This window comes from Luteimonas sp. A611 (assembly GCF_054072715.1).
Window position 1 is genome coordinate 31,615 of the sequence record NZ_JBSVRP010000004.1, and the last position, 20,885, is coordinate 52,499.

Below are 20,885 nucleotides of genomic sequence, written 5' to 3' on the forward strand. Positions count from 1 at the left end.
CTGCGTCAACGTCGGGCGGCCGGGCTGTCGTTTTCGTGACAGACGTGGCAGAGTCGGGCGCAGTAGATCTTTGGAGTCCGCATCGTGATCGATCCGGACGGGTATCGCCCCAATGTCGGCATCGTGCTGATGCATCCGGATGGACGCGTCTTCTGGGCGCGGCGGGTGCGGCGGGACGGCTGGCAATTCCCGCAGGGCGGGATGAACAGCGACGAGACGCCCATCGAGGCGATGTACCGCGAGCTGCGCGAGGAGACCGGGCTGCTGCCCGACCACGTGGCGGTGCTCGGGGTGACCCCCGGCTGGCTGCGCTACCGCCTGCCGCGCAACGCGATCCGCCGCAACGACCGGGTGGTATGCATCGGCCAGAAGCAGGTCTGGTTCCTACTGCAGTTCACCGGGGCCGAGAGCGACCTGCGCCTCGACCTGACCGCCAAGCCCGAGTTTGACAACTGGCGCTGGGTGGATTTCTGGTACCCCATGGAGCACGTGGTGATCTTCAAGCGCGGCGTGTACGCCAGCGCGTTGGGGCACCTTGCGCCGTTTGCGCGGCAGATCGCGGGGGCGGGGGCGATCCCATCGGACGGCATCGAGACCCGCGAACGGCCGGGACGACGCCGGCCGTGGCCGAATGGCGCGGCTGGACAGGCGGCGGGGCGCGATCGGGACCGCGGTCCGGGCTGAGTACGAACGCAGGCGCTATTGACACTCATTCTCATGTGTGGCGGAATGGCGTCCTGCCCCACCAGGTTGTCCGCACCGTGTACGTCTGCATCTGCAATGGGATCACCGACCACGACATCCGCCGCGCTGCCGAAGCCGGCTGCAGCTCGCTCTCCGAGCTGACCATGCGCACCGGCGTCGGTGCCTGCTGCGGCACCTGCGTGGATACCGCCCAGGCCCTGCTCGACGAGGCCCGGCCCGCTTCGGCCCGGCTCGTGGCCCTGCCGCTGGTCGCGCGCGCCGCCTGAGGGGCCTTGGCGTCGGGGCGGCACATGCCGGGCTCCGCCCGCGCTCCTCTCGAGACCCGTTCCCGCGCCTGCGGCAAGACAGGCGACGCGGATACAAATGCACACCATTCCCGTTCCGGCATCGATTGCGGCCTGCGGGTAGAGTCTGTCTCTCCATGGCGCAGGGAGCCCACCGATGAAAGGCGACGCGCGGGTCATCCGCTATCTCAACCAGGCGCTCTACAACGAGCTGACCGCGATCAACCAGTACTTCCTGCACGCCAAGATGCTGAAGCACTGGGGCCTGGCCGAACTGGCCAAGCATGAGTACGAGGAATCGATCGACGAGATGAAGCACGCGGACGTGCTGTCCGAACGCATCCTGTTCCTCGAAGGCCTGCCCAACTTCCAGGCGCTGGGCAAGCTCAAGATCGGCGAAAACCCGATCGAAATCCTGCGCTGCGACCTGGCTCTGGAGCTGGAGGGCATCCCGCTGCTGCGTGAGGCGATCGCCTACTGCGAGACCGTCGGTGACTACGTCAGCCGCAAGCTGTTCACCGACATCCTCGAGAACGAGGAGGAGCACGTGGACTGGATCGAGACCCAGCTCGACCTGGCCGAGCGCATCGGTGAGCAGAACTACCTGCAGAGCCAGATCGAGGACTGAGCGGGGCGGGCGCCGCGGCGCTCAGACCTTCTGCGTCGCGCGCCGCGCCAGCAGTTGCTGGCGGGCGCGGGCGAACTCGTTGGCGATCAGCGCCACCGCCACCGCCGGGCGCTCGAGCGAGCGCTCGCGCGCGGCCAGCTCGACGCGCCTGGCCGCAGCCGACAGCGACATCGCGCCGAGATTGGCGCTGGACGACTTCAATGAATGCGCCGCCTCGCGCAGGGCGTCGTAATCGGGGCCGCCAGCGGCGTTCTCCAGCGCGCGCACCAGCCGCGGCGTGTCCTCCAGGAAGATGTCGACCAGGCGCTCGACCTCGTCGCCGAGCATGGCCTCCAGGTCCTCCAGGATCGCGGCGTCGAGCACCGGCGCGAGCACGCGCTGCGGAGCGGGTGCGGCCGGTGCCTGGGTTGGTGCGGCGGGTGCAGGGGCCGGGGCAGCTACAGGTGCAGGTGCAGGGGCGACAGGCGGTGAAGCCGCAGTGGCGGATGCGAAGGCAGCATCGGGTGCCGAGACTGCAGCAGGTGTCGAGGTTGCCACCGAGGCGGGGGCCGCCGCAGGCAATGAAGCCACAGCAGGCTCCGGGACTGCGGCATGCGCAGGAATCGCGGCTGGCGCAGTGATCGCAGGCCCGGCAGCGAAGTCCGGCGCAGTCACGGTGTACAACGCCGTCGCGGCAGCTTGCGGCACGCCGGATGCTGCGCCTGTGACATCGGCGACGTGCTCCGGGATGGCGTACTCCGGGTAGGGCTCCGGCTTGGAGGCAACAGTGGCCAGGTCGGAACCCTGCGCCGTGGCGCCGAACGCCGCATCGAAATCAAATGAACCGGTGCGGGCCGTCTCCACCAGCGGATCGCCCATCGGCAGGCCCAGCAGCTGCGGGTCCAGCGTCGTCGGCACCGGCTCGCCGTCCGCGTCGCCGTCGACCAGGCCGGCGAAGTCCGCCGGTGCCCCGGACTGCTCCGGATCCCACCAGCGGTGCAGGCAACGTTCGAGTTCGCTGCGGGTCACCGGCTTGGGCAGGTAGTCGTCCATGCCGGCGTCCAGGCACTTCTGGCGGTCGCCGGCCATGGCGTTGGCGGTCATCGCGATGATGGGCAGGTGCCGGCCCTCGTTGGCGGCTTCCTCGTTCTCGCGCCAGCGCCGGGTGGCGGTGTAGCCGTCCATCACCGGCATCTGGCAGTCCATCAGCACGATGTCGTAGCGCGAGGCCGACATCCGCAGCAGCGCGGCCTCGCCGTTGCTGGCGGTATCGCAGGTGATCCCGAGCACGCCAAGCAGGCGCTGGCCGACCATCAGGTTGACCGGGTTGTCCTCGACCAGCAGCACGCGCGGCTTGCGCGCCGCCAGCCGGCCGGGTTCGCGCGCTGCAGGCGCGATGGTGGCTGCCGCAGGCTCGGCAGCGGCCGGCGCCGCAGCGGAATCGGCCGTGGCGTCGAACAGCGCCGCGCGCAGGTTGGCATCGGGGGTCTGACGGCTGAGCAGGGTGACGCTGCGCTGCAGTTCGTCGGGCACCGGGTCATCGCCGTACAGGCAGACCAGGCGCAGCTCGCCGTACACGCTCTGGCGGCCGAGGTTGCGGTGCAGGGCCAGCGCGGTGTTGCGCATCCCCGACAGGTCGGCCAGCACGATCGAGTAGGCCCACGGCGGCCCTTGGTTGGCGGCGTTGCGCAGGCGATCCAGCGCTTCCTGGGTGGTTTCGACCGAGGTCACGCGCAGGCCCCAGTTGGGCAGCAGCATGCTCAGGCGCAGGCGCAGGCGCGGGTCGGCGCTGAGCAGCAGCAGCCGGCCGCCCTGGGGATTGGTGTCATCTGCTTGCATGTCGCCCTGCACCTTGAGCAGCGGGATCTCGAACCAGAACGTGGCGCCGAGACCCGGTTCGGACTCCACCCCGATGCGTCCGCCCATCAGGTCGACGATGCGCTTGGAAATCGCCAGCCCCAGGCCAGTGCCGCCATACAGGCGCGTGGTCGAGGCATCGGCCTGGCTGAAGGCTTGGAACAGCCGGCCCTGCGCGGCCTGGGAGATGCCCACGCCGGTGTCGCGGACCTCGAAGCGCAGCTGGTGCTGGGTCGCGGTTTCGCCGAGCCTGCGCACGGACAGGGTCACCGAGCCGCGGTCGGTGAACTTCACCGCGTTGCTGATCAGGTTGCCCAGCACCTGCCGCATCCGCACCGGGTCGCCGCGCACCGGCAGGCGCACGCCGGGGTCGAGCTGCATGTGCATGCGCAGGCCCTTGCTCTGCGCCGGGCGCTCCAGCAGCTGCAGCACGCCCTCGACCACCTCGCGCAGGTTGAACGCGGTGGTCTCGAGTTCGAGCTTGTTGGCCTCGAGTTTGGAGTAGTCGAGGATGTCGTCGACGATGCGCAGCATCTGCTGCGAGGACAGATAGGCGGTGCGCACCAGCTCGGCGTGGTCGGGCGCCATGCGCGCGTGCATCAGCAGGTCGAGCATCGGCACGATGCCGTTGAGCGGGGTGCGGATCTCGTGGCTCATGGTGGCCAGGAATTCGCCCTTGGCCATCACCGCCGATTCGGAAGCCTGCTTGGCCAGGCGCAGGTCCTGTTCGAGCTGCGCGTGGCGCTCCAGCTCGCGGTGCAGTTCGGCGAGCACCGCCTCGTCGCGCTCCCGGCGCTCGTTCGCTTCGCGCAGCTCGCGGTCGCGCGTGCGCAGGTTGTAGAACACCGCAATCGAGGCGAACACCGCCAGCAGCGCCAGCACCAGGGCGAAGCCCTGCCACGGCCCTTCCATGCCCAGCACGTGCAGCACCAGGCTCAGCGCCGCGCCGCCGGCCGCGCCAAGGGTGAACCATCGCAGCATGATGCTCGAGGGGCGGGCGTTGCTGATCAGCGCCATACCCTGTCTCCTCACAGCACGGAGCTGTTGAAATCGAACTGGAGGTCGTCGGCCGGGCGCTGCACCAGGTTGCCCTGGATGTAGTCCACGCCGGTCATCCACAGCGTGGCGGCCGACTGCGCGTCCTCGACCTGCTGGCCGATCACCTGCAGCCCCATGCGGTGGGCGAAATCGATCGCGCTGCGCATCTCGTCGCGCACGAGGGTGTCGTCGAGGTCGCGCGAATAGCGTGGGTCCAGGCGCACATAGCCCAGCGGCAGCTGCCCGAGCAGGGCATTGGCCTCGGGACCGTGGCGATACTGGCTCAGGCACAGCTGCACCCCGGCCGAAACCATCGCGCTGCAGAAATCCTGCAGCGACAGCGCATGCACCAGCGCGTCCTCCTGGCGCACGTCGATCACCAGCGACGCGCCATCCACGCCGGCTTCGGCCAGCGACTGCAGCAGCCACTGCGCGTGCCCGTCGTGCGAGAGCGTGGACGGCGACTGGGTCACGAACAGGCGCAGCGCGCGCTGCTCCTGGCGCTGGCGGCGCAGCGCGCCGATCGCGATCCCGGCCATGCGCCGGTCCACCTGCAGGGTGGCGCCGATGCGGTTGGCGGCCTGCAGCACGCGTCCGGCCGCATGCAGCTCGTCGCCGGCGCCGCGCAGGCGCAACAGGACCTGGTACTGGGCATCGTCGCCGCCGGCGACTGCGACGATCGGCTGGAACGCCGCCAGCAGGCTGTCGGAAGCCAGCGCCTCGCGCAGCGACTGCTCGACCGCGGCTAGGTCGCGATCCTCGGCCGACACCGGTCGCGCCCACGCGGCCACGCCGTGCGCGTGGCTGCGCGCGGCACGCAGGGCTTCCTCGGCTGCGGACAGGGCTGCACCCGCGTCCTCGAAGCCCAGCGCCAGGTCGGCGTAACCGACCACCGCGCGCAGGCGCAGGCGTTCGCCGCCCACCTGGAAGCCATGCTCGCCCAGGCCGTCGCGCAGCTGGCGCGCGAACGGCGGCAGCGCGGCGCCCTCGAGCCCGGTCGCGAACACCAGGAAGGTGTTGTCGTTCAGGCGCGAAGCCGCGTGGCCCTCGGCGATCTCGCCGAGCCGGCGCCCGGCGTCGGCCAGCAGCGCTTCCAGCGCGGCATAGCCGAAACGGTCGCGCAGCGCGGCAGTGCCGGCGATCTCGACGAACAGCGCCGCGCCCGAGCGTGCCTGCGGCACCGACGCGGTCAGCAGCTGCAGCATCTGCGGGCGGGTGTGCAGGCCGGTCACCGGATGGCGGGCGCCGCCACCGCCTGCCTGCACGATGCGCGCGCGCTGGATGCGGCTCTGCACCGCGGAGACCAGGTGGCGGGGACGCACCGGCTTGCGCAGGAAGTCGTCCGCGCCCACGTCCAGCACCTCGAAGCGGCGTTCGGGGTCCTCGTCGCCGGTCAGGAACACCACCGGGGTCATCGCGAAATCGGCGTGGCCGCGGATCAGCGCGGTCAGCTCGACGCCGTCCAGGCCGGGCATGTGCAGGTCCATCAGCACCAGGTCCGGGCGCAGCCGCTGCATCGCGTCCATCACCTCGCCGGTGACCGAGACCACGTGCGCCTGCATTCCGGCGCCGTTGAGCACGCTCTCGGCAAACAGCGCCTGGCTGGGATCGTCCTCGACCACCAGCACGCGCCAGGCCGCGGCTTCGCGACCGGGCTCGGCCGGGGCTTGCGCCGGCGCGGGCGCGGGCCGGACCTCTTCGGTGGCGGGCACGTCCACGCGCGGCAGCACCGCAGGCGCCGCGTCGGCGCACCAGCGGCGCCAGTAACCGGTGGGCGGGACTTCCGCGCGTTGGCGATTGTTGGCGTCAGACACCACGGGAACCTTGCCGGAAAGCACATGCAGGGGCAACCGCAGGCGCGGCCGCGGCGCAGGTGCGCGACGACAGCCAAAGCATTGACGGGCCTGCCTGCGCAGCCTCGTGGTGCATTCCGGATCCCCCTGTTGCCGGCATTATCGCGACTGCGTGGCCCGGCGACTATCGCATGCCGGCAACAGGCCTGCGCGAGGACGCCGCGCGGCCATCGCGGCCCGGCTGCAAACCGTGATGGCGCACTCAGCCGGGCGCAGGTCGAGGCGCCCGTCGGAACAGCTTGCGCCAGACCCACCACAGCACCAGCGCCACGCCCAGGCCAAGTCCCACCACGACCGCCAGCACCAGCCAGGGATACGACCAGGCCAGGGCCAGCGCGCCCACCACCACCACGTCCTCGGTGGCCGAGGCGGCCAGATTGCTGACCGGTTCGGGCGAGGTGTTGAGCAGGGCGCGCGAGCCGGCCTTGATCGTGTGGCTGGCCAGCGCAACGCCAGCGCCGGCCGCCATCATGCCGGCCCCCAGCTCGCCATCGGGCGACAGCGCGGCGGCGGCGAGGAAGGCGCCGGCCGGTACCCGGGCCAGGGTCTGCAGCAGGTCCCAGGCCGAATCCACGCCGGGAATCTTGTCGGCAAAGAACTCGGCCAGCGCCAGCGCGCCCGAGACGCCAAGCACCCAGGGGGAGGTTGTCGCCTCCAGCGCCGGCGGCAGGTCGAGCCAGCCCATCACGCCGGCCAGGCCGACGCCGAACACGGTGAGATAGGCGCGGATCCCCGCCAGCCAGGCCAGCAGCACGCCGACGGCGAACAGGTGGGCTTCGGTCATGGCGGACTCCTCGCGACAAAGCCGGCGGGCGGCTGAACGTGGCAGCAGGCCCACGGCCTGCGCAGGCGAGTATAGGGCGCGCGCCTTGACGCGGCCGCGGGCAGGTGGATATACCGGTTGCGATGACTGACACCCCTTCTTCCCGGCCGGTCGACGGCGCGCCCAGCGCCGGAGTCGTGCCTGCCCATGTCCGCGGCGCCTCCTATGCGGTGCTGGCCGTGTTCATCGCGGCGCTTGGATTCGGGCTGTGGGGCCTGTGGCAGGCAGTGATTGGCGCGGCCCCGCGCACCGGCGTCGACCAGGCGCAGGTCGAGGCGCTGGCACAGCAGGTCGCCACCCTGACCCGCTCCGACCAGATCAGCCGCGATGCCAACCGCGACCTGCAGGGCACGCTGGCCGAGCGCGATGAGGAAATCGCCGCACTGCGCGCGGACGTCGCCTTCTACGAGCGCTTCGTCGGGTCCACCGCGCAGCGGCGCGGGCTGACCGTGCACCAGTTGGCCCTGACCCCGCGCGCGGGCCAGGCCTGGCACTACACCGCCACCCTGACCCAGAACCTCAACCGGGGCGCGGTCAGCAGCGGCCGGCTCAGCCTGGCGGTGGAGGGCACCCGCGACGGGCGGCTGGAACGGCTGGACTGGGCGGCGCTGCGCCAGGATCCCGAGGCGGCCGGCGTGGAGTACTCGTTCAAGTATTTCCAGCAGGTCGAGGGCGAGATCATCCTGCCGCCGGGCTTCGAGCCGCTGCGCATCCGCGTGCGCCTGACGCCGGCATCCGGCCCGCCGGTCGACCAGACCCTGCCCTGGGACGAAGTGGCGGGCGCGGCGCCCGGCTGAACGCTGCATCCGCGCCTCGGCTTGAAGTCGGCACCGCCGCGCCCCATCCTGACTGCATGGAACAAGCCGCCCCCGACTACCTTTCGCTGCCGCGCCCGCTCGATTTCACCCCGGCCGCGGCCGGCAAGGTGCGCGAGCTGATCGCCGAGGAGGGCAATCCGGCGCTCAAGCTGCGCGTCTATATCCAGGGCGGCGGCTGCTCCGGCTTCCAGTACGGCTTCGAGTTCGACGAACAGCAGGGCGAGGACGACCTGGCGGTCATCACCGAGGGGGTGACCCTGGTGGTCGACCCGCTCAGCCTGCAGTACCTGATGGGCGCGGCGGTCGATTACACCGAGAGCCTGCATGGTGCCCAGTTCACGATCCGCAACCCGAACGCGAAGTCGACCTGCGGCTGCGGGTCCTCTTTCACGGCCTGAAACCATGGCCGAGGCGCCGTCGCCGTTCGCACCGGCCCCATTCGCTTTCGTCGACGGTGCCCTCGACCGCGCCGAATACCTGCGCAACGACGCCGACCGCCTGGCCGTGCTGTGGCCACAGGCGCGGCTGCTGCTGCTCGATGGCGAAGGTCGCGCGCTGGGCGACGCCGACGCCGGGCCGCTGCCGGTGACCGGCGCGCAGCGGCCGGAGCTGCGCGAGGACGCGGTGCTGCTGGGCCTGGACGGCCAACAGGCCTGGTTCGCGGCGCGCGATGACAGCGGCGATGATCGCGCCCGCATCGACCTGCGCAGCGCGGCTGCGCACTGGCCGGCGCGCGAAGCCACCGCCTTCGCCCAGGCCCGGGCGGTCCTGCACTGGCGCACGCGCCACCGCCTTTGCGGGGCCTGCGGTGGCGCACTGCGCTACGGCCGCGCCGGCTGGCTCGGCCATTGCGCGGGCTGCGGGCTGGACCACTACCCGCGCACCGATCCGGCGGTGATCGTGGCGGTCAGCGATGGCCAGCGCCTGCTGCTGGGGCGTGAGGCCAACTGGCCGCCGCGGCGCTATTCGACCCTGGCCGGCTTCGTCGAGCCGGGCGAAACCCTGGAGCAGACCGTGGTGCGCGAGGTGTTCGAGGAATCGGCGGTGCGCGTGCGCAGCTGTCGCTACCTGGCCTCGCAGCCGTGGCCATTCCCCTCGTCGCTGATGCTCGGCTTCGTGGCCGAGGCCGAGCCCGATGAGCCCGTCCCCGCCGACGAGGAACTCGAGGACGCGCGCTGGTTCAGCCGGGACGAAATCGGCGCGGCGCTGCGCGGCGAAACCCATGCCGATGGCCTGCTGCTGTCGCCCAGGCTGTCGATCTCGCGCTGGCTGATCGAGCAGTGGTACGAGCGCGGCGGCTGATCCGGCTGCCCGGCCTCGTTGCGCCGCATGCCCGGCCTGCAGCCCCAGCGCGCCGCGCGTGACCGCCAGCGCCTAGAATCGTCCCATGTTCGCCACCCTGCTTGCCGTCGTCATCGCGCTGGTGCTCGGTCATCTGGCGCAGGGCGCGGCGAGCGCGCTGCGCAACCACGCCTGGTTCCGCCGCTGGCTGCGCTGGCTGGACGCACGCCTGGCCGACGCCAGCCTGTGGCGCGGCGCATTCGGGATCGTGCTGGCGCTGCTGCCGGTGCTGGCGCTGGTTGGCCTGCTGCAGTTGCTGCTGTCCGGCCACTGGCTGGGCCTGCCGTCGCTGCTGCTCGGCATCGCCGTGCTGTTCCACGCCTGGGGGCCAGGCAACCTCGACCATGACGTCGAGGCGGTGCTGGACGCATCCACCGGCGACGAGCGCCGCGCCGCAGCCGCCTGGCTGTGGCCGCCGCTGCGCCGCGACGAGACACGCGTGGATTCGCCAGCCTTGGTCGGCGCCGTGTTCGGCTGCGCGCTGCGACGCTGGTTCGCGGTGCTGCTGTGGTTCCTGCTGCTGGGGCCGGTGGGCGCGCTGGGCTACCGGCTGGTGGCGATCGCGGCGGAGGACGATGTCGCAGCCAGCCTGCCGGCCGCCATGGTGTCGGGCGCGCGCACGCTGCTGGCGGCGCTGGACTGGCCGGTGGCGCAGCTGATGACGCTGTCGCTGGCGCTGGTGGGCAACTTCGAGGACGTGGTGCTGGCCTGGAAGCAGGCCGGGGGTGCCTCGCTGCGGGCGGATGCGGGGTTCCTCGCGGCGGCCGGCCGCGCCAGCGTGCGCGGCGGCGTCGCCGACGAGGCCGAAGACTATGCCGAAGCCGGCGTCGCCAGCGGCAGTGCGCTGGTGCGCGAGCTTGGCCCGATGCCGGAGCTGCGCGAAGCGATGGGCCTGGCCTGGCGTGCGCTGGTGCTGTGGCTGGCGGTGCTGGCGCTGCTGGTCATCGCCGGCTGGGTGAGCTGAGCTGCGCGAGTCGCCGGCGCGGGTCAGGCGTGGGGGCCGCGCAGGGTGCGCACCCTGGCTTCAAGCTGCTCTGCGGTGACGGCGGGATCATGCACCGGCGCTTCGGCAGCCACGCCGATATGCGCGCGGAAGCGGCGCGGCACGCGCATGCGGCCCAGCCGTGAATCGCGCCGGCTCCACATGCTCGACCACATGCCGCGCAGCGCCATCGGCACGACCGGCACGACCTGGCCGCGCGCGGCGGCGCGCTCGAGGATCTTTTCCACGCCCGACTTGAAGGCGGCGATCTCGCCATCCTTCGTCAGTGCGCCCTCCGGGAAGATGCCGACCAGTTCGCCTTCGGCCAGCGCCGCGTCGATCGCGTCGAACGCCTGCTGCATCAACGCCGGGTTCTCGCGCGCACCGGCGATGGGGATGGCGCGGGCGGTGCGGAAGATCCAGCGCATCACCGGGATGTTGAAGATCTTCCAGTACATGACAAAGCGCACCGGCCGCGGGATCGTGGCCGCCAGGATCAGCGCGTCCATGTAGCTGACGTGGTTGCACACCAGCAGCGCGGCGCCCTCGTCGGGCACGTGCTTCTCGATGCCGTGCAGCTCCAGCCGGTACAGCCCGCGCACCATCAGCCAGCTGACGAAGCGCATGAAGAATTCCGGCACGATGCTGAAGATCCAGATCGCCACCAGCACGTTGGCGATCGCCAGCGCCAGGAACAGCTGCGGGATGGTCCAGCCGAACAAGCGCTGCAGCGCGATCCCGATCGCCGCAGCGGCGACGATGAACAGCGAGTTCTGGATGTTCATCCCGGCGATCACGCGCGCCAGCTCCGCGCGCGGCGTGCGGCTCTGGATCAGCGCGAACAGCGGCACCACGAAGAAGCCGGTGAACAGGCCGATGCCGGTCAGGTCGACGATCACGCGCCAGCTGCCGGGCGCGTCGATGAACTGGGTCATCGACATGCCCGTGGCGAGCGCGCCGGCCGGCCGCGCGAAATACAGGTCGAGCATGAACGCGCTCACGCCAAACGCGCCCAGCGGCACCAGGCCGATCTCGACGGTTCGCCCCGACAGCCTCTCGCACAACAGCGAACCCACGCCCACGCCGATCGAGAACAGCGCCAGCGCGAAGATGTACAGCGACGCCGTGCCGCCCAGGTTCACCTCCGCATACACCGGCAGCTGCGCGGTGAGCACGGTGCCGATGAACCAGAACCAGGACACGCCCAGCACCGCGTTGCGCACCGCCGGCTGGCGCCGCGTCAGCTGCCAGATGTGCCAGGACTGGCGGACGATGTTGAAGTCCACACGCAGCCCGGGCTCGCCCGCGTCAACGCGCGGGATGCGCCGCGCAACCAGGTTGCCGGCGACGGCGAGCAGCACGATCACCAGCGCCGCCACGTGGGGCCCGGCCGCGCCGGCAAGCAGGAAGATTGAGCCACCGACGATCATGCCCAGCAGGATCGAGATCGAGGTGCCCATCTCGACAAGGCCATTGCCGCCGGTGAGTTCCTCGGGCTTGAGTACCGAAGGCAGGATCGAATACTTCACCGGCCCGAACAGGGTCGACTGCAGGCCGGTGCAGAACAGCGCGACCAGCAGCAGCGGCATGTTCTGCAGCATGAAACCGATCGCCGCCAGCGACATGATCGCGATCTCCATCGCGGTGGTGATCACGATCAGGCGCTGCTTCTCCAGCTTCTCGGCGATCTGCCCGGCGGTGGCGGAAAACAGGAAGTAGGGCACGATGAAGATCGCCGGCGCGAGCTGCGTATACAGCGCGCGTGCGTCGGACGACATCGTGCCGGCCACGACCATCGCGCCGAGCAGGCCGATGATCGCCTGCCGGTAGACGTTGTCGTTGAACGCACCCAGCGCCTGCACGGTGAAGTAGGGCAGGAAGCGGCGCTGGCGCAGCAGGTCGAACTGCGAATGGCGGTTGCGGGTCTCGTGCTCGGGATCGTGCGCCATGCGCCCTCCATCGGCTGGCGGCGAGTGTAGCGGGCGAACGCCGCCTGCGGCTGGCGCCACACCGCGTGGACACGCTGTTGCTAGAGTGCCGGGCACGCACCCCGCGCCGGAGCTTCCATGCCCCCGTCACTCACGCCGGCCGCCTTCCTCGGCCACGGCAGCCCGATGAACGCGCTCGAGCGCAACCGCTACACCGAGGCCTGGCGCACGTTTGGCGCCTCGGTGCCGCGGCCGCGCGCGATCCTGGCGGTGTCGGCGCACTGGTACGTGCCGGTGCTGGCGGTGACCGCGATGCCGCGGCCGCGCACGATCCACGACTTCTTCGGCTTTCCGCAGGCGCTGTTCGACGTGCAGTATCCCGCGCCGGGGCTGCCCGAGCTGGTCGAGGAAGTGGCCGAGGTGGCGCGGCCCGACCGGGTCGGCGCCGACATCGACAGCTGGGGCATCGACCACGGGACCTGGTCGGTGCTGGTGCACGCATTTCCCGAAGCCGACATTCCGGTCGTGCAGTTGTCGATCGACACGCGCAAGCCGCTCGACTGGCACCTGGAACTCGGCGCGAAGCTGGCGGCGCTGCGCGAGCGTGGCGTGCTCGTCATCGGCAGCGGCAACGTCGTGCACAACCTGCGCGCGATCGACTGGAAGCAGCCCGACGGCGCCTTCGCCTGGTCGCAGCGCTTCGACGAGCGTGCGCGCGAGCTGATGCTCGAACGCCCGCAGGACATCCCTTCGCTGGCCTCGCATCCGGACTTCCGCATGGCGGTGCCGACCCCGGACCACTTCCTGCCGCTGCTGTACGTCGCCGGCCTGGCCGCCAGCGCCGGCAAGCCGGCCGACACGCTGATCGATGGCTACGCCTACGGATCGCTGTCGATGACCTCCTACACGCTGGAAGCGCGCTGCCCGTCGTCGTCGGAGCAGGACATGGGCGGCGCCGCGCCGCTGCAGACCAGCCTGCCCCCGGAGGCGGCCAACGTCTGATGCGCCGTGCGGCGCTTCAGCCGATGGGCGGCTGCGCGGCGAACCACGGCCGCAGCCGCCGCAGCGCTTCCTCGATCTGCGCGGTGGCCGGCGCGAAGCTGAAGCGGATGAAGCGGTGGCCGTCCACCGGATCGAAGTCCACGCCGGGCGCCAGGGCCACGCCGGTCTCTTCCAGCATGCGGGTGCAGAAGGCCAGGCTGTCGTCGGTCAGGTGGCCCACGTCGGCCCAGATGTAGAACGCGCCATCCGGGGGGGCGATGCGCTCCAACCCCAGTGCCGGCAGGGCGTCCAGCAGCAGCGCGCGGTTGCGTGCGTACACCGTGCGGTGGCCCTCCAGCTCGTCGCGGCAGTCCATCGCCACCAGCGCGGCCTGCTGGCTGGGCGAAGGCGGGGTCAGGAACAGGTTGCCGGAGTAGGCACGCGCGGTGTCGACCAGCGACGGCGGCACCAGCAGCCAGCCCAGGCGCCAGTCCACCATGCTGTAGTACTTGGAAAAGCTGTTGAGCACCAGCGCGTCGGCGGCGTACTCGAGCACCGAATGCGCCGGCTGGGTGTAGTGCAGGCCATGGTAGATCTCGTCGGAGATCAGCTCGATGCCGCGCTCGCGGCAGACCCGGGCGATGGCCTGCAGTTCCTCGCCGGGAATGATCGTGCCGGTGGGGTTGGCTGGACTGGCCAGGATCACGCCGGCCGGGGCCGGATCCAGCGCGGCGATCGCCGCGGCGGTGAGCTGGTAGCCCGTCTCCGGTCCGCAGCCGATCGCCACGGGCTGCATGTGCGAGGCCACGGTGGTGTTGCGATAGGCGATGTAGCCCGGTCGCGCGAAGGCGATGCGGTCGCCCGGACTGAACCGTGACAGCAGGGCCAGCAGCAGTGCTGGCGACGCGCCGCAGGTCAGGATGATGCGCGCCGGCTCCACCTCCACGCCGTGGCGTTCGCGGTAGTAGCGGGCGATGCGCACGCGCAGGGGCTCGCTTTCCCAGTAGCCGGGCGGATCGCGATCCAGCGCCTCGCGCACCGCCGCCAGCGCGGCGGCCGGCGCCGGCGTGGACGGCTGGCCGAACTCCATGTGCACCACGGAGCGGCCGCCGGCCTCCAGCGCACGAGCCAGCTGGCTGATGGCGATCGCGCGGAACGGTTCGACGCGACCGGGCATGCGTCAGCCGGCCTGCTCGCGCGCGATCGCGCGCCAGCCGATGTCGCGACGGTGGAACGCGCTGGTCCAGCCGATGGCATCGACGCCGGCGTGCGCGCGCCGCTGCGCCTCGGCCACGCTGTCGCCCAGCGCGGTCACGCACAGCACCCGGCCGCCGGCGCTGAGCACGCGACCCTGCACATCGAGCGCGGTGCCGGCATGGAACACCTTGGCATCGGCCGGAACCGCGTCCAGTCCGCGGATAGGCTCGCCGGTGACCGGCGTGTCGGGGTAGGGCCGTGCCGCCATCACCACGCCAAGCGCGGGGCGCGGATCCCACTGCGCCTGCACCTGGTCCAGGCGGCCGTCGATCGCGGCTTCCAGCAGGTCGACCAGGTCGGACTGCAGGCGCAGCATTACCGGCTGTGTTTCCGGATCGCCGAAACGCACGTTGAACTCGATCACCTTCGGCGCGCCTGCGGCATCGATCATCAGTCCGGCATAGAGGAATCCGGTGAACGGCACGCCATCGGCGATCATGCCCTGCACGGTGGGATCCACCACCTCGCGCATGACGCGCGCATGCACCTCGGCCGTGACCACCGGCGCCGGCGAATATGCGCCCATGCCGCCGGTATTGGGCCCGGTGTCGCCATCGCCGACGCGCTTGTGGTCCTGGCTGGTCGCCATCGGCAGCGCGGTGCGGCCATCGACGATCGAGATGAAGCTGGCTTCCTCGCCGTCGAGGAATTCCTCGATCACCACGCGCGCGCCGGCATCGCCGAACGCATTGCCCGAGAGCATGTCGCGCACTGCGGCCTCGGCCTCGTCGAGCGTCATCGCCACGATCACGCCCTTGCCGGCGGCCAGGCCGTCGGCCTTGATGACGATGGGCGCGCCCTTGTCGCGCACGTAGGCCAGCGCGGGCTCGACTTCGGTGTGGACCGCATAGAACGCGGTGGGGATGCCGTGGCGCGCGAGGAAATCCTTGGCGAAGGCCTTGCTGCCTTCCAGCTGCGCGGCCGCGGCGGTGGGGCCGAAGATGCGCAGGCCGGCGGTGCGGAAGCGGTCGACCACCCCGGCGACCAGTGGCACCTCCGGGCCAACCACGGTCAAGGCGACGCCCTCGTCCCGCGCAAGCGCCAGCAGGCCATCGAGATCGCCGACCTTCACCTCGATGTTGCGGCAGCGCGGCTCGGTGGCCGTGCCGGCATTGCCCGGCGCGACGAGTACTTCGTCCACGCGCGGCGACTGCGCCAGCTTCCACGCCAGCGCGTGCTCGCGGCCGCCCGCGCCGATGACCAGGATTTTCAAGCGTCAGTCCTCATGCGGAGGTGCGCAGTCGCGCGCAGGGAAGGTGGTTTCGAAGAACAGCTTGCCGTGGCGATCGACGAAGCGGCGCACCAGCACCGCATCGCCACCTGCCAGGCGCGCGAGCGCGGGGTGGCTGCACAAGGTGTGCATCTCGTCCTGCTCGGTCTGGCGCAGCAGCTCGAACTGCGGATGATCGCGGGTCCTGTCGGCGTCGCCCTCGGGGCTGCGCACCAGCAGCACCAGGCGCTCGCCTTCGATCGTGGCCGATTCTGTCACCAGGTCCTCGAAGTACGGCTCCGGCAGGCCGGTGGCCAGCGCATCGCGCGCGGCCTGCAATTCGCCGCTGTCGCTGTCGCTGTCGCTGTCGCTGTCGCTGTCGCTGTCGCTGCCGCAGGCGGCCAGCGCCAGCAGCAGGATCGCCGCCGGCAGGTGCGCAGACACGCGGCGCAGGCTGTGCATTCGCCCCGTCGCCAGTTCAGTGGCGGAAATGACGAACGCCGGTGAACACCATGGCGATGCCGTGCTCGTCGGCCGCGGCGATCACCTCGGCATCGCGCATCGAGCCGCCCGGCTGGATCACCGCCTGGATGCCCGCGGCCGCCGCGGCGTCGATGCCGTCGCGGAACGGGAAGAAGGCATCCGATGCCATCACCGATCCCTCGACCACCAGGCCCGCGTCGGTCGCCTTGATCCCGGCGATGCGCGCCGAGTAGACGCGGCTCATCTGCCCGGCGCCGACGCCGATCGTGCGGTGGTTCTTCGCATAGACGATGGCGTTGGACTTGACGAACTTCGCCACCTTCCAGGCAAACAGCAGGTCGGCGAACTGCGACTCGCTGGGCGCGCGCTGGGTCACCACCTTCAGCTCGTCGCGGGTGACCACGCGATCGTCGACGGTCTGCATCAGCAGGCCGGAGCCCACGCGCTTGGTGTCGATGAAGCCGGTCGATACCGGCGCCAGGGCAATGCGCAGCACGCGCACATTGGCTTTCTTCCTCGCGTAGGCGAGGGCGTCGTCGTCGTAGTCCGGTGCGATCAACACTTCGACGAACTGGCGATCGAGGATGGCTTTCGCGGTCGCCGCGTCGAGCGTGCGGTTGAAGGCGATGATGCCGCCGAACGCCGATGTCGGGTCGGTGGCATGGGCCTGCTCGTAGGCATCGCCGCAGGCCGTGCCCACGGCGACGCCGCAGGGATTGGCGTGCTTGACGATCACGCAGGCCGGCGCGTCGAACTGGCGCACGCATTCCCAGGCCGCATCGCTGTCGGCGATGTTGTTGTAGCTCAGCTCCTTGCCCTGCAGCTGGCTGAAGGTCGCCAGTGAACCGGGCGCGGGATGCAGGTCGCGGTAGAACGCGGCCTGCTGGTGCGGATTCTCGCCATAGCGCAGATCCATGAGCTTGACGAAGCTGCCGTTGGCCTGGGCGGCGAATGGCGCGCGCGCCGGCACGCCAGGCGACGCGTCGGTGACCGCCGACAGGTAGTTGCTGATTGCCGCGTCGTACTGCGCGACGCGGTTGAACGCGGCGACGGACAGCGCGAAGCGGGTGTTCGCCGACAGTGCGCCGTCGTTGCGCGCCAGTTCGTCCAGCAGGCCGGCGTACTGCTCCGGCGCGGTCGCCACCGCAACGCGCGCGAAGTTCTTCGCGGCCGAGCGCAGCATGGCCGGACCGCCGATGTCGATGTTCTCCACCGCGTCGGCCAGCGTGCAGTCGGCGCGCGCGGTCACCGTCTCGAACGGATACAGGTTGAGCACCAGCAGGTCGATCGGCGCGATGCCGTGCTGCGCCATCACCGCATCATCGGTGCCGGCGCGGCCGAGCAGGCCGCCGTGCACCATCGGATGCAGGGTCTTGACCCGGCCGTCCATCATCTCGGGAAAGCCCGTGGCCTCGCTCACGTCCTGCACCGGCAGGCCGGCGTCGCGGATCGCCTTCGCGGTGCCGCCGGTGGAGAGCAGTTCGACGCCGCGCGCGGACAGGGCGGTGGCCAGTTCGATCAGTCCGGTCTTGTCGGACACGGACAGCAGCGCCCGGCGCAGGGGCAGGAGGTCGTGGGTCATCGGGTATGCAACGCGGAGACGCGGAAAGAGGCGGAATTATAGCCACCCGCGCAGCGCGGCGTGGCTCAGGCGATGCCGTACTCGCGCAGTTTCTTGCGCAACGTTGCGCGGTGGATGCCGAGCATCGTCGCGGCGCGGCTCTGGTTGCCCTCGCAGTGTTCGAGCACTTCCAGGAACAGCGGGATCTCCAGCTCGCGCAGCGCGATCTGGTAGAGGTTGTCGGCATCGCTGCCGTTGAGGTCGCCCAGGTAGCGCCGCACCGAATTGGCGACGTGTTCGCGCAACGGTGCACGCGGCGCGCTGCGGATGGCGGGGTCGGTCTGTTCTGCGGTGTTCAATGGGGCGCTCGGTGCGGCCGGGCGATGCGGCGCACGGGGTGGCGGTCATCGCGGGGCGATCGAGTCTAGCGCCTCGTGGTCGCAGCCGACAATGCGAACGCCTGCGCCGATGGTCTAGCGCAGGTCCCAGGCGTAGGACACCGTCTCGACCGACGGCTCGCGGATGTCCAGCGCGATGTCCACCGTCTGTCCGGGTTCGACCAGCGGCGTCGCAGGCGCGCCGCCAAGGTACTGGTCGGGCGTGAACGCACGCGCGGCCACGGCGCGGCCGTCGACGTCCGAGAGCGTCAGCAGCAGCTGCGGCCACGGCTGCGGCCAGCGCGCCTCGTTGCGGAACGATGCGCGTGCGCGCAGCGCGTCGCTGCGTTGCGGATGCGGCGCCACTTCGCGCGCGAGCAGGACGAAGGCCTGCGGTTCGCGCCACGGCTGCACGCTGCAGCCGAGCACGCCACAGATGCCGCTCACCAACGGACGCCAGCGGGCGTCGGCGGCGAGGCGTTCGCGGTCGGCAAGCACGATCTGCAGGCCAAGCAGCGCCAGCAGGACCGCGATCACCACCAGCTGCCGCCACGCGCTCGGGCTGCGCTGCGGGGGCGGCGTGGGGATGCCGCCGAGGAACCCGGGCGGCGAAGGCGCGTTGACGGCTGCCGCCCCTTCACGTGCCTGCGGGGGTGGGGCGTCGGTTGGGGGGGCTTCGCTAGGGGCAGGCGATGCATCCGCCGCAGCGGCGTCCACGGTCACGGCGTCGGACGCCGGCGCGGAGGGTGCATCGGGCTGCGCCGGGACCGCGATCGCGGGGTCGCGTGGTCCGGAGTCGTCCGGGGGTGCCGGCTCCAGGGCAGGCGTCATGCTGCTGCCGGCTGGCGCCGCGGGCGCGGGTGCGGCGGTCTCGCGTTTGCCGGCGTCCGGCGACGGATCGGCACCGGCATCCGCGGCGACTTGCGCATCGGCAACCGGCGCGGGCCGGCGCAGCACGCCCGCGCAGCGCGGGCAGCGCTCGGGCGGCAGGCCGGTCGCCGGATCGGTCGCGACCAGCGTGTTGCAGTGCCGGCAGTTGATGAACATGGGGGCTATTCAACCATGCAGGCGCGGATGCCGACCGCGGCCGACGTCACCGGCGGATGCCGTCGATGCGGATCCAGTCGCCTTCCTGCGCGACGGCCAGCGCGTCGAACCACTCGCCGTAGCGCTGCAGCAGCGGTTCCTGCTGTCCATCGAGGATGCCGGACAGGGCGATGCGCCCGCCCGGCGCGGTGCGCGCAGCCAGCTCCGGCGCAAGCGTGTCGAGCGCCGATGCCAGGATGTTGGCGACCACGACCGGATACGCCTCGCGCGGCGCTTTGCCCGGTTCGAACACGTCCAGCGCCTGCGCGACCTCGTTGCGCTGCGCGTTGTCGGCGGTCGCGATGAGCGCCTGCGGGTCGTTGTCGATGCCCACCGCGCGCGCCGCGCCGAGCTTCAGCGCCGCCAGCGCAAGGATGCCGCTGCCGCAGCCGAAGTCGAGCACCGTCGCGCCGCGAAGCAGCCCGTCCGCGCCGAGCGCGTCCAGCCACTGCAGGCACAGCGAGGTGGTCGCATGGGTGCCCGAGCCGAAGGCCAGGCCCGGGTCCAGCCGCACCACGGCGGCGTCGTCACCGCGCGCATCGTCCGGCAGCTCGTGGTTCCAGGGCACGATGAAGGTGCGGCTGCCAAAGCGCAGCGGCGCGTACTGGTCCATCCATGCGCGCTCCCAGTCCTGGTCCTCGACCTTGCGGAAGCTGGCGCCGCTCCAGTCCAGGCCAGGGTCGAACGCCTCCAGCGCGGCCAGCAGCAGCAGCGCGTCGGCATCGTGCGGGAACAGCGCGCTGAGCGAGATCGCCTGCCACAGCGGCGTTTCGCCCACGCCCGGCTCCAGGATCGCGTGTTCGTCGGGCGTTTCGGCGTCGGCATCGAGCATGGTCACGGCCAGCGCGCCGACATCGTCCAGCGCATGTTCGTAGCGCGGCTGGTCGGACTCGCGGCAGCGCAGGGTCAATTCGATGAATGGCATGGCGCCAGTGTATCCGCGGCCGCCCGCATGGTTGCGGCGGAAAGCAGCATCACGGCGCCGGTCATCGAGTTTTTACCCCCGTCACGGCACAATGATCGGCCCCCCGACCCGAATGGAGATCGCCGTGGCCTTTACCCTCCCCAAGCTGCCCTATGCCTATGACGCGCTCGAGCCGCATATCGACGCGCAGACGATGGAAATCCACCACACCAAGCATCACCAGACCTACATCAACAACGCGAACGCGGCGCTCGAAGGCACCGAGTTTGCGGGCAAGAGCGCCGAGGAGATCATCGCCAACCTCGACGCGCTGCCCGAGGACAAGCGCGGCCCGCTGCGCAACAACGCCGGTGGCCACGCCAACCATTCGCTGTTCTGGACGGTGATGTCGCCCAAGGGCGGCGGCAACCCGGTGGGCGAGGTGGCCAAGCGCATCGATAGCGAGCTGGGCGGCTTCGACGCCTTCAAGGAGGCCTTCACCAAGGCAGCGCTGACCCGCTTCGGCAGCGGCTGGGCGTGGCTGTCGACCGACAAGGCCGGCAAGCTCAAGGTCGAGAGCAGCGCCAACCAGGACAATCCGCTCATGAAGGGCGTCGGCTCGGGCAACACCCCGGTGCTGGGCCTGGACGTGTGGGAGCACGCCTACTACCTGAAGTACCAGAACCGTCGCCCGGACTACATCGGCGCGTTCTACAACGTGGTCGACTGGAACGAGGTCGAGCGTCGCTACCAGGAAGCCCTGAAGGGCTGATCCTGCGCCGCAGCTGCA

The 20,885-nt window shown here is 70.9% G+C and carries 20 protein-coding genes; 9 read left to right on the forward strand and 11 right to left on the reverse strand.

The genetic code is table 11. The features are described from left to right. Positions 1-84 precede the first annotated feature (84 nt). The 3 genes from ACW5EG_RS15140 (at position 85) to bfr (ending at position 1,617) form a co-directional block, all read left to right on the forward strand. Complete coding sequence (locus ACW5EG_RS15140; protein ID WP_457020307.1) at positions 85-684, forward strand: RNA pyrophosphohydrolase; 600 nt, start codon at positions 85-87, stop codon at positions 682-684. Between the two features lie 77 nt (positions 685-761). Then, positions 762-971, forward strand: coding sequence for a bacterioferritin-associated ferredoxin (locus tag ACW5EG_RS15145; protein WP_457020306.1), 210 nt, complete (start codon positions 762-764; stop codon positions 969-971). A 175-nt stretch (positions 972-1,146) separates the two neighbouring features. Next, positions 1,147-1,617, forward strand: a complete 471-nt coding sequence (gene bfr / locus ACW5EG_RS15150; protein ID WP_457022162.1) for a bacterioferritin — start codon at positions 1,147-1,149, stop codon at positions 1,615-1,617. A gap of 21 nt (positions 1,618-1,638) precedes the next feature. On the opposite strand, the gene ACW5EG_RS15155 is transcribed toward bfr, so the two are convergent. The 3 genes from ACW5EG_RS15155 to ACW5EG_RS15165 all read right to left on the reverse strand — a co-directional run bounded on the left by ACW5EG_RS15155 (position 1,639) and on the right by ACW5EG_RS15165 (position 7,128). Then, positions 1,639-4,470 (reverse strand): ATP-binding protein, encoded by a 2,832-nt coding sequence (locus ACW5EG_RS15155; RefSeq protein WP_457022164.1) that lies wholly within the window; start codon positions 4,468-4,470, stop codon positions 1,639-1,641. Positions 4,471-4,481: 11 nt separating this feature from the next. Continuing rightward, positions 4,482-6,305: an EAL domain-containing protein gene (locus tag ACW5EG_RS15160; protein ID WP_457020301.1), complete on the reverse strand. Its 1,824-nt coding sequence runs from the start codon at positions 6,303-6,305 to the stop codon at positions 4,482-4,484. Positions 6,306-6,546: 241 nt separating this feature from the next. Beyond that, on the reverse strand, positions 6,547-7,128 hold the full coding sequence (locus ACW5EG_RS15165) for a DUF4126 domain-containing protein (RefSeq protein WP_457022166.1): 582 nt from the start codon (positions 7,126-7,128) through the stop codon (positions 6,547-6,549). A 122-nt stretch (positions 7,129-7,250) separates the two neighbouring features. On the opposite strand from ACW5EG_RS15165, the gene ACW5EG_RS15170 reads away from it, so the two are divergent. The 4 genes from ACW5EG_RS15170 (at position 7,251) to ampE (ending at position 10,290) form a co-directional block, all read left to right on the forward strand. Beyond that, on the forward strand, positions 7,251-7,964 hold the full coding sequence (locus ACW5EG_RS15170; protein ID WP_457022168.1) for a DUF6776 family protein: 714 nt from the start codon (positions 7,251-7,253) through the stop codon (positions 7,962-7,964). A gap of 56 nt (positions 7,965-8,020) precedes the next feature. Continuing rightward, a complete protein-coding gene (gene erpA, locus ACW5EG_RS15175) occupies positions 8,021-8,383 on the forward strand; it encodes an iron-sulfur cluster insertion protein ErpA (protein ID WP_457020298.1) in 363 nt (120 codons plus the stop codon). Positions 8,384-8,387: 4 nt separating this feature from the next. Continuing rightward, positions 8,388-9,287 carry an NAD(+) diphosphatase gene (gene nudC, locus ACW5EG_RS15180; RefSeq protein WP_457022170.1) on the forward strand — a complete coding sequence of 300 codons (900 nt, stop codon included), beginning with the start codon at positions 8,388-8,390 and terminating at the stop codon, positions 9,285-9,287. Positions 9,288-9,372: 85 nt separating this feature from the next. After that, positions 9,373-10,290, forward strand: coding sequence for a regulatory signaling modulator protein AmpE (gene ampE / locus ACW5EG_RS15185; RefSeq protein WP_457022172.1), 918 nt, complete (start codon positions 9,373-9,375; stop codon positions 10,288-10,290). A gap of 23 nt (positions 10,291-10,313) precedes the next feature. Here ampE and ACW5EG_RS15190 read toward each other — a convergent pair whose 3' ends face one another. After that, positions 10,314-12,257, reverse strand: coding sequence for an MFS transporter (locus ACW5EG_RS15190; RefSeq protein ID WP_457022174.1), 1,944 nt, complete (start codon positions 12,255-12,257; stop codon positions 10,314-10,316). Between the two features lie 117 nt (positions 12,258-12,374). Here ACW5EG_RS15190 and ygiD point away from each other — a divergent pair, with 117 nt between their 5' ends. Next, positions 12,375-13,238 carry a 4,5-DOPA-extradiol-dioxygenase gene (ygiD, locus tag ACW5EG_RS15195; protein WP_457022176.1) on the forward strand — a complete coding sequence of 288 codons (864 nt, stop codon included), beginning with the start codon at positions 12,375-12,377 and terminating at the stop codon, positions 13,236-13,238. Between the two features lie 16 nt (positions 13,239-13,254). On the opposite strand, the gene ACW5EG_RS15200 is transcribed toward ygiD, so the two are convergent. The 7 genes from ACW5EG_RS15200 to prmA all read right to left on the reverse strand — a co-directional run bounded on the left by ACW5EG_RS15200 (position 13,255) and on the right by prmA (position 20,116). Further along, positions 13,255-14,394, reverse strand: a complete 1,140-nt coding sequence (locus ACW5EG_RS15200; protein WP_457020289.1) for a pyridoxal phosphate-dependent aminotransferase — start codon at positions 14,392-14,394, stop codon at positions 13,255-13,257. A gap of 3 nt (positions 14,395-14,397) precedes the next feature. Beyond that, positions 14,398-15,687: a phosphoribosylamine--glycine ligase gene (purD, locus tag ACW5EG_RS15205; protein ID WP_457022178.1), complete on the reverse strand. Its 1,290-nt coding sequence runs from the start codon at positions 15,685-15,687 to the stop codon at positions 14,398-14,400. A gap of 3 nt (positions 15,688-15,690) precedes the next feature. After that, entirely contained in the window at positions 15,691-16,146 is a 456-nt protein-coding gene (locus tag ACW5EG_RS15210; protein WP_457022180.1) for a hypothetical protein, read from the reverse strand. Positions 16,147-16,162: 16 nt separating this feature from the next. Next, positions 16,163-17,749 (reverse strand): bifunctional phosphoribosylaminoimidazolecarboxamide formyltransferase/IMP cyclohydrolase, encoded by a 1,587-nt coding sequence (purH, locus tag ACW5EG_RS15215; RefSeq protein ID WP_457022182.1) that lies wholly within the window; start codon positions 17,747-17,749, stop codon positions 16,163-16,165. A gap of 65 nt (positions 17,750-17,814) precedes the next feature. Next, entirely contained in the window at positions 17,815-18,087 is a 273-nt protein-coding gene (gene fis, locus ACW5EG_RS15220; RefSeq protein ID WP_457020285.1) for a DNA-binding transcriptional regulator Fis, read from the reverse strand. A 114-nt stretch (positions 18,088-18,201) separates the two neighbouring features. After that, positions 18,202-19,152, reverse strand: a complete 951-nt coding sequence (locus ACW5EG_RS15225; protein ID WP_457022184.1) for a DUF3426 domain-containing protein — start codon at positions 19,150-19,152, stop codon at positions 18,202-18,204. A 46-nt stretch (positions 19,153-19,198) separates the two neighbouring features. Next, positions 19,199-20,116, reverse strand: a complete 918-nt coding sequence (gene prmA, locus ACW5EG_RS15230) for a 50S ribosomal protein L11 methyltransferase (protein WP_457022186.1) — start codon at positions 20,114-20,116, stop codon at positions 19,199-19,201. Positions 20,117-20,240: 124 nt separating this feature from the next. On the opposite strand from prmA, the gene ACW5EG_RS15235 reads away from it, so the two are divergent. After that, positions 20,241-20,867, forward strand: a complete 627-nt coding sequence (locus tag ACW5EG_RS15235) for a superoxide dismutase (protein ID WP_457022188.1) — start codon at positions 20,241-20,243, stop codon at positions 20,865-20,867. The last annotated feature ends 18 nt before the right edge of the window (positions 20,868-20,885 follow it).

Bases quoted from the DNA above. Each gene is read 5' to 3' on its own strand.
- ACW5EG_RS15170 (WP_457022168.1), top strand. From the start codon at position 7,251: ATGACTGACACCCCTTCTTCCCGGCCGGTCGACGGCGCGCCCAGCGCC.
- ACW5EG_RS15165 (WP_457022166.1), bottom strand. From the start codon at position 7,128: ATGACCGAAGCCCACCTGTTCGCCGTCGGCGTGCTGCTGGCCTGGCTG.
- ACW5EG_RS15190 (WP_457022174.1), bottom strand. From the start codon at position 12,257: ATGGCGCACGATCCCGAGCACGAGACCCGCAACCGCCATTCGCAGTTC.
- erpA (WP_457020298.1), top strand. From the start codon at position 8,021: ATGGAACAAGCCGCCCCCGACTACCTTTCGCTGCCGCGCCCGCTCGAT.
- nudC (WP_457022170.1), top strand. From the start codon at position 8,388: ATGGCCGAGGCGCCGTCGCCGTTCGCACCGGCCCCATTCGCTTTCGTC.
- ACW5EG_RS15225 (WP_457022184.1), bottom strand. From the start codon at position 19,152: ATGTTCATCAACTGCCGGCACTGCAACACGCTGGTCGCGACCGATCCG.
- ACW5EG_RS15155 (WP_457022164.1), bottom strand. From the start codon at position 4,470: ATGGCGCTGATCAGCAACGCCCGCCCCTCGAGCATCATGCTGCGATGG.
- prmA (WP_457022186.1), bottom strand. From the start codon at position 20,116: ATGCCATTCATCGAATTGACCCTGCGCTGCCGCGAGTCCGACCAGCCG.
- ACW5EG_RS15200 (WP_457020289.1), bottom strand. From the start codon at position 14,394: ATGCCCGGTCGCGTCGAACCGTTCCGCGCGATCGCCATCAGCCAGCTG.
- ACW5EG_RS15210 (WP_457022180.1), bottom strand. From the start codon at position 16,146: ATGCACAGCCTGCGCCGCGTGTCTGCGCACCTGCCGGCGGCGATCCTG.
- purH (WP_457022182.1), bottom strand. From the start codon at position 17,749: ATGACCCACGACCTCCTGCCCCTGCGCCGGGCGCTGCTGTCCGTGTCC.
- bfr (WP_457022162.1), top strand. From the start codon at position 1,147: ATGAAAGGCGACGCGCGGGTCATCCGCTATCTCAACCAGGCGCTCTAC.
- ygiD (WP_457022176.1), top strand. From the start codon at position 12,375: ATGCCCCCGTCACTCACGCCGGCCGCCTTCCTCGGCCACGGCAGCCCG.
- ampE (WP_457022172.1), top strand. From the start codon at position 9,373: ATGTTCGCCACCCTGCTTGCCGTCGTCATCGCGCTGGTGCTCGGTCAT.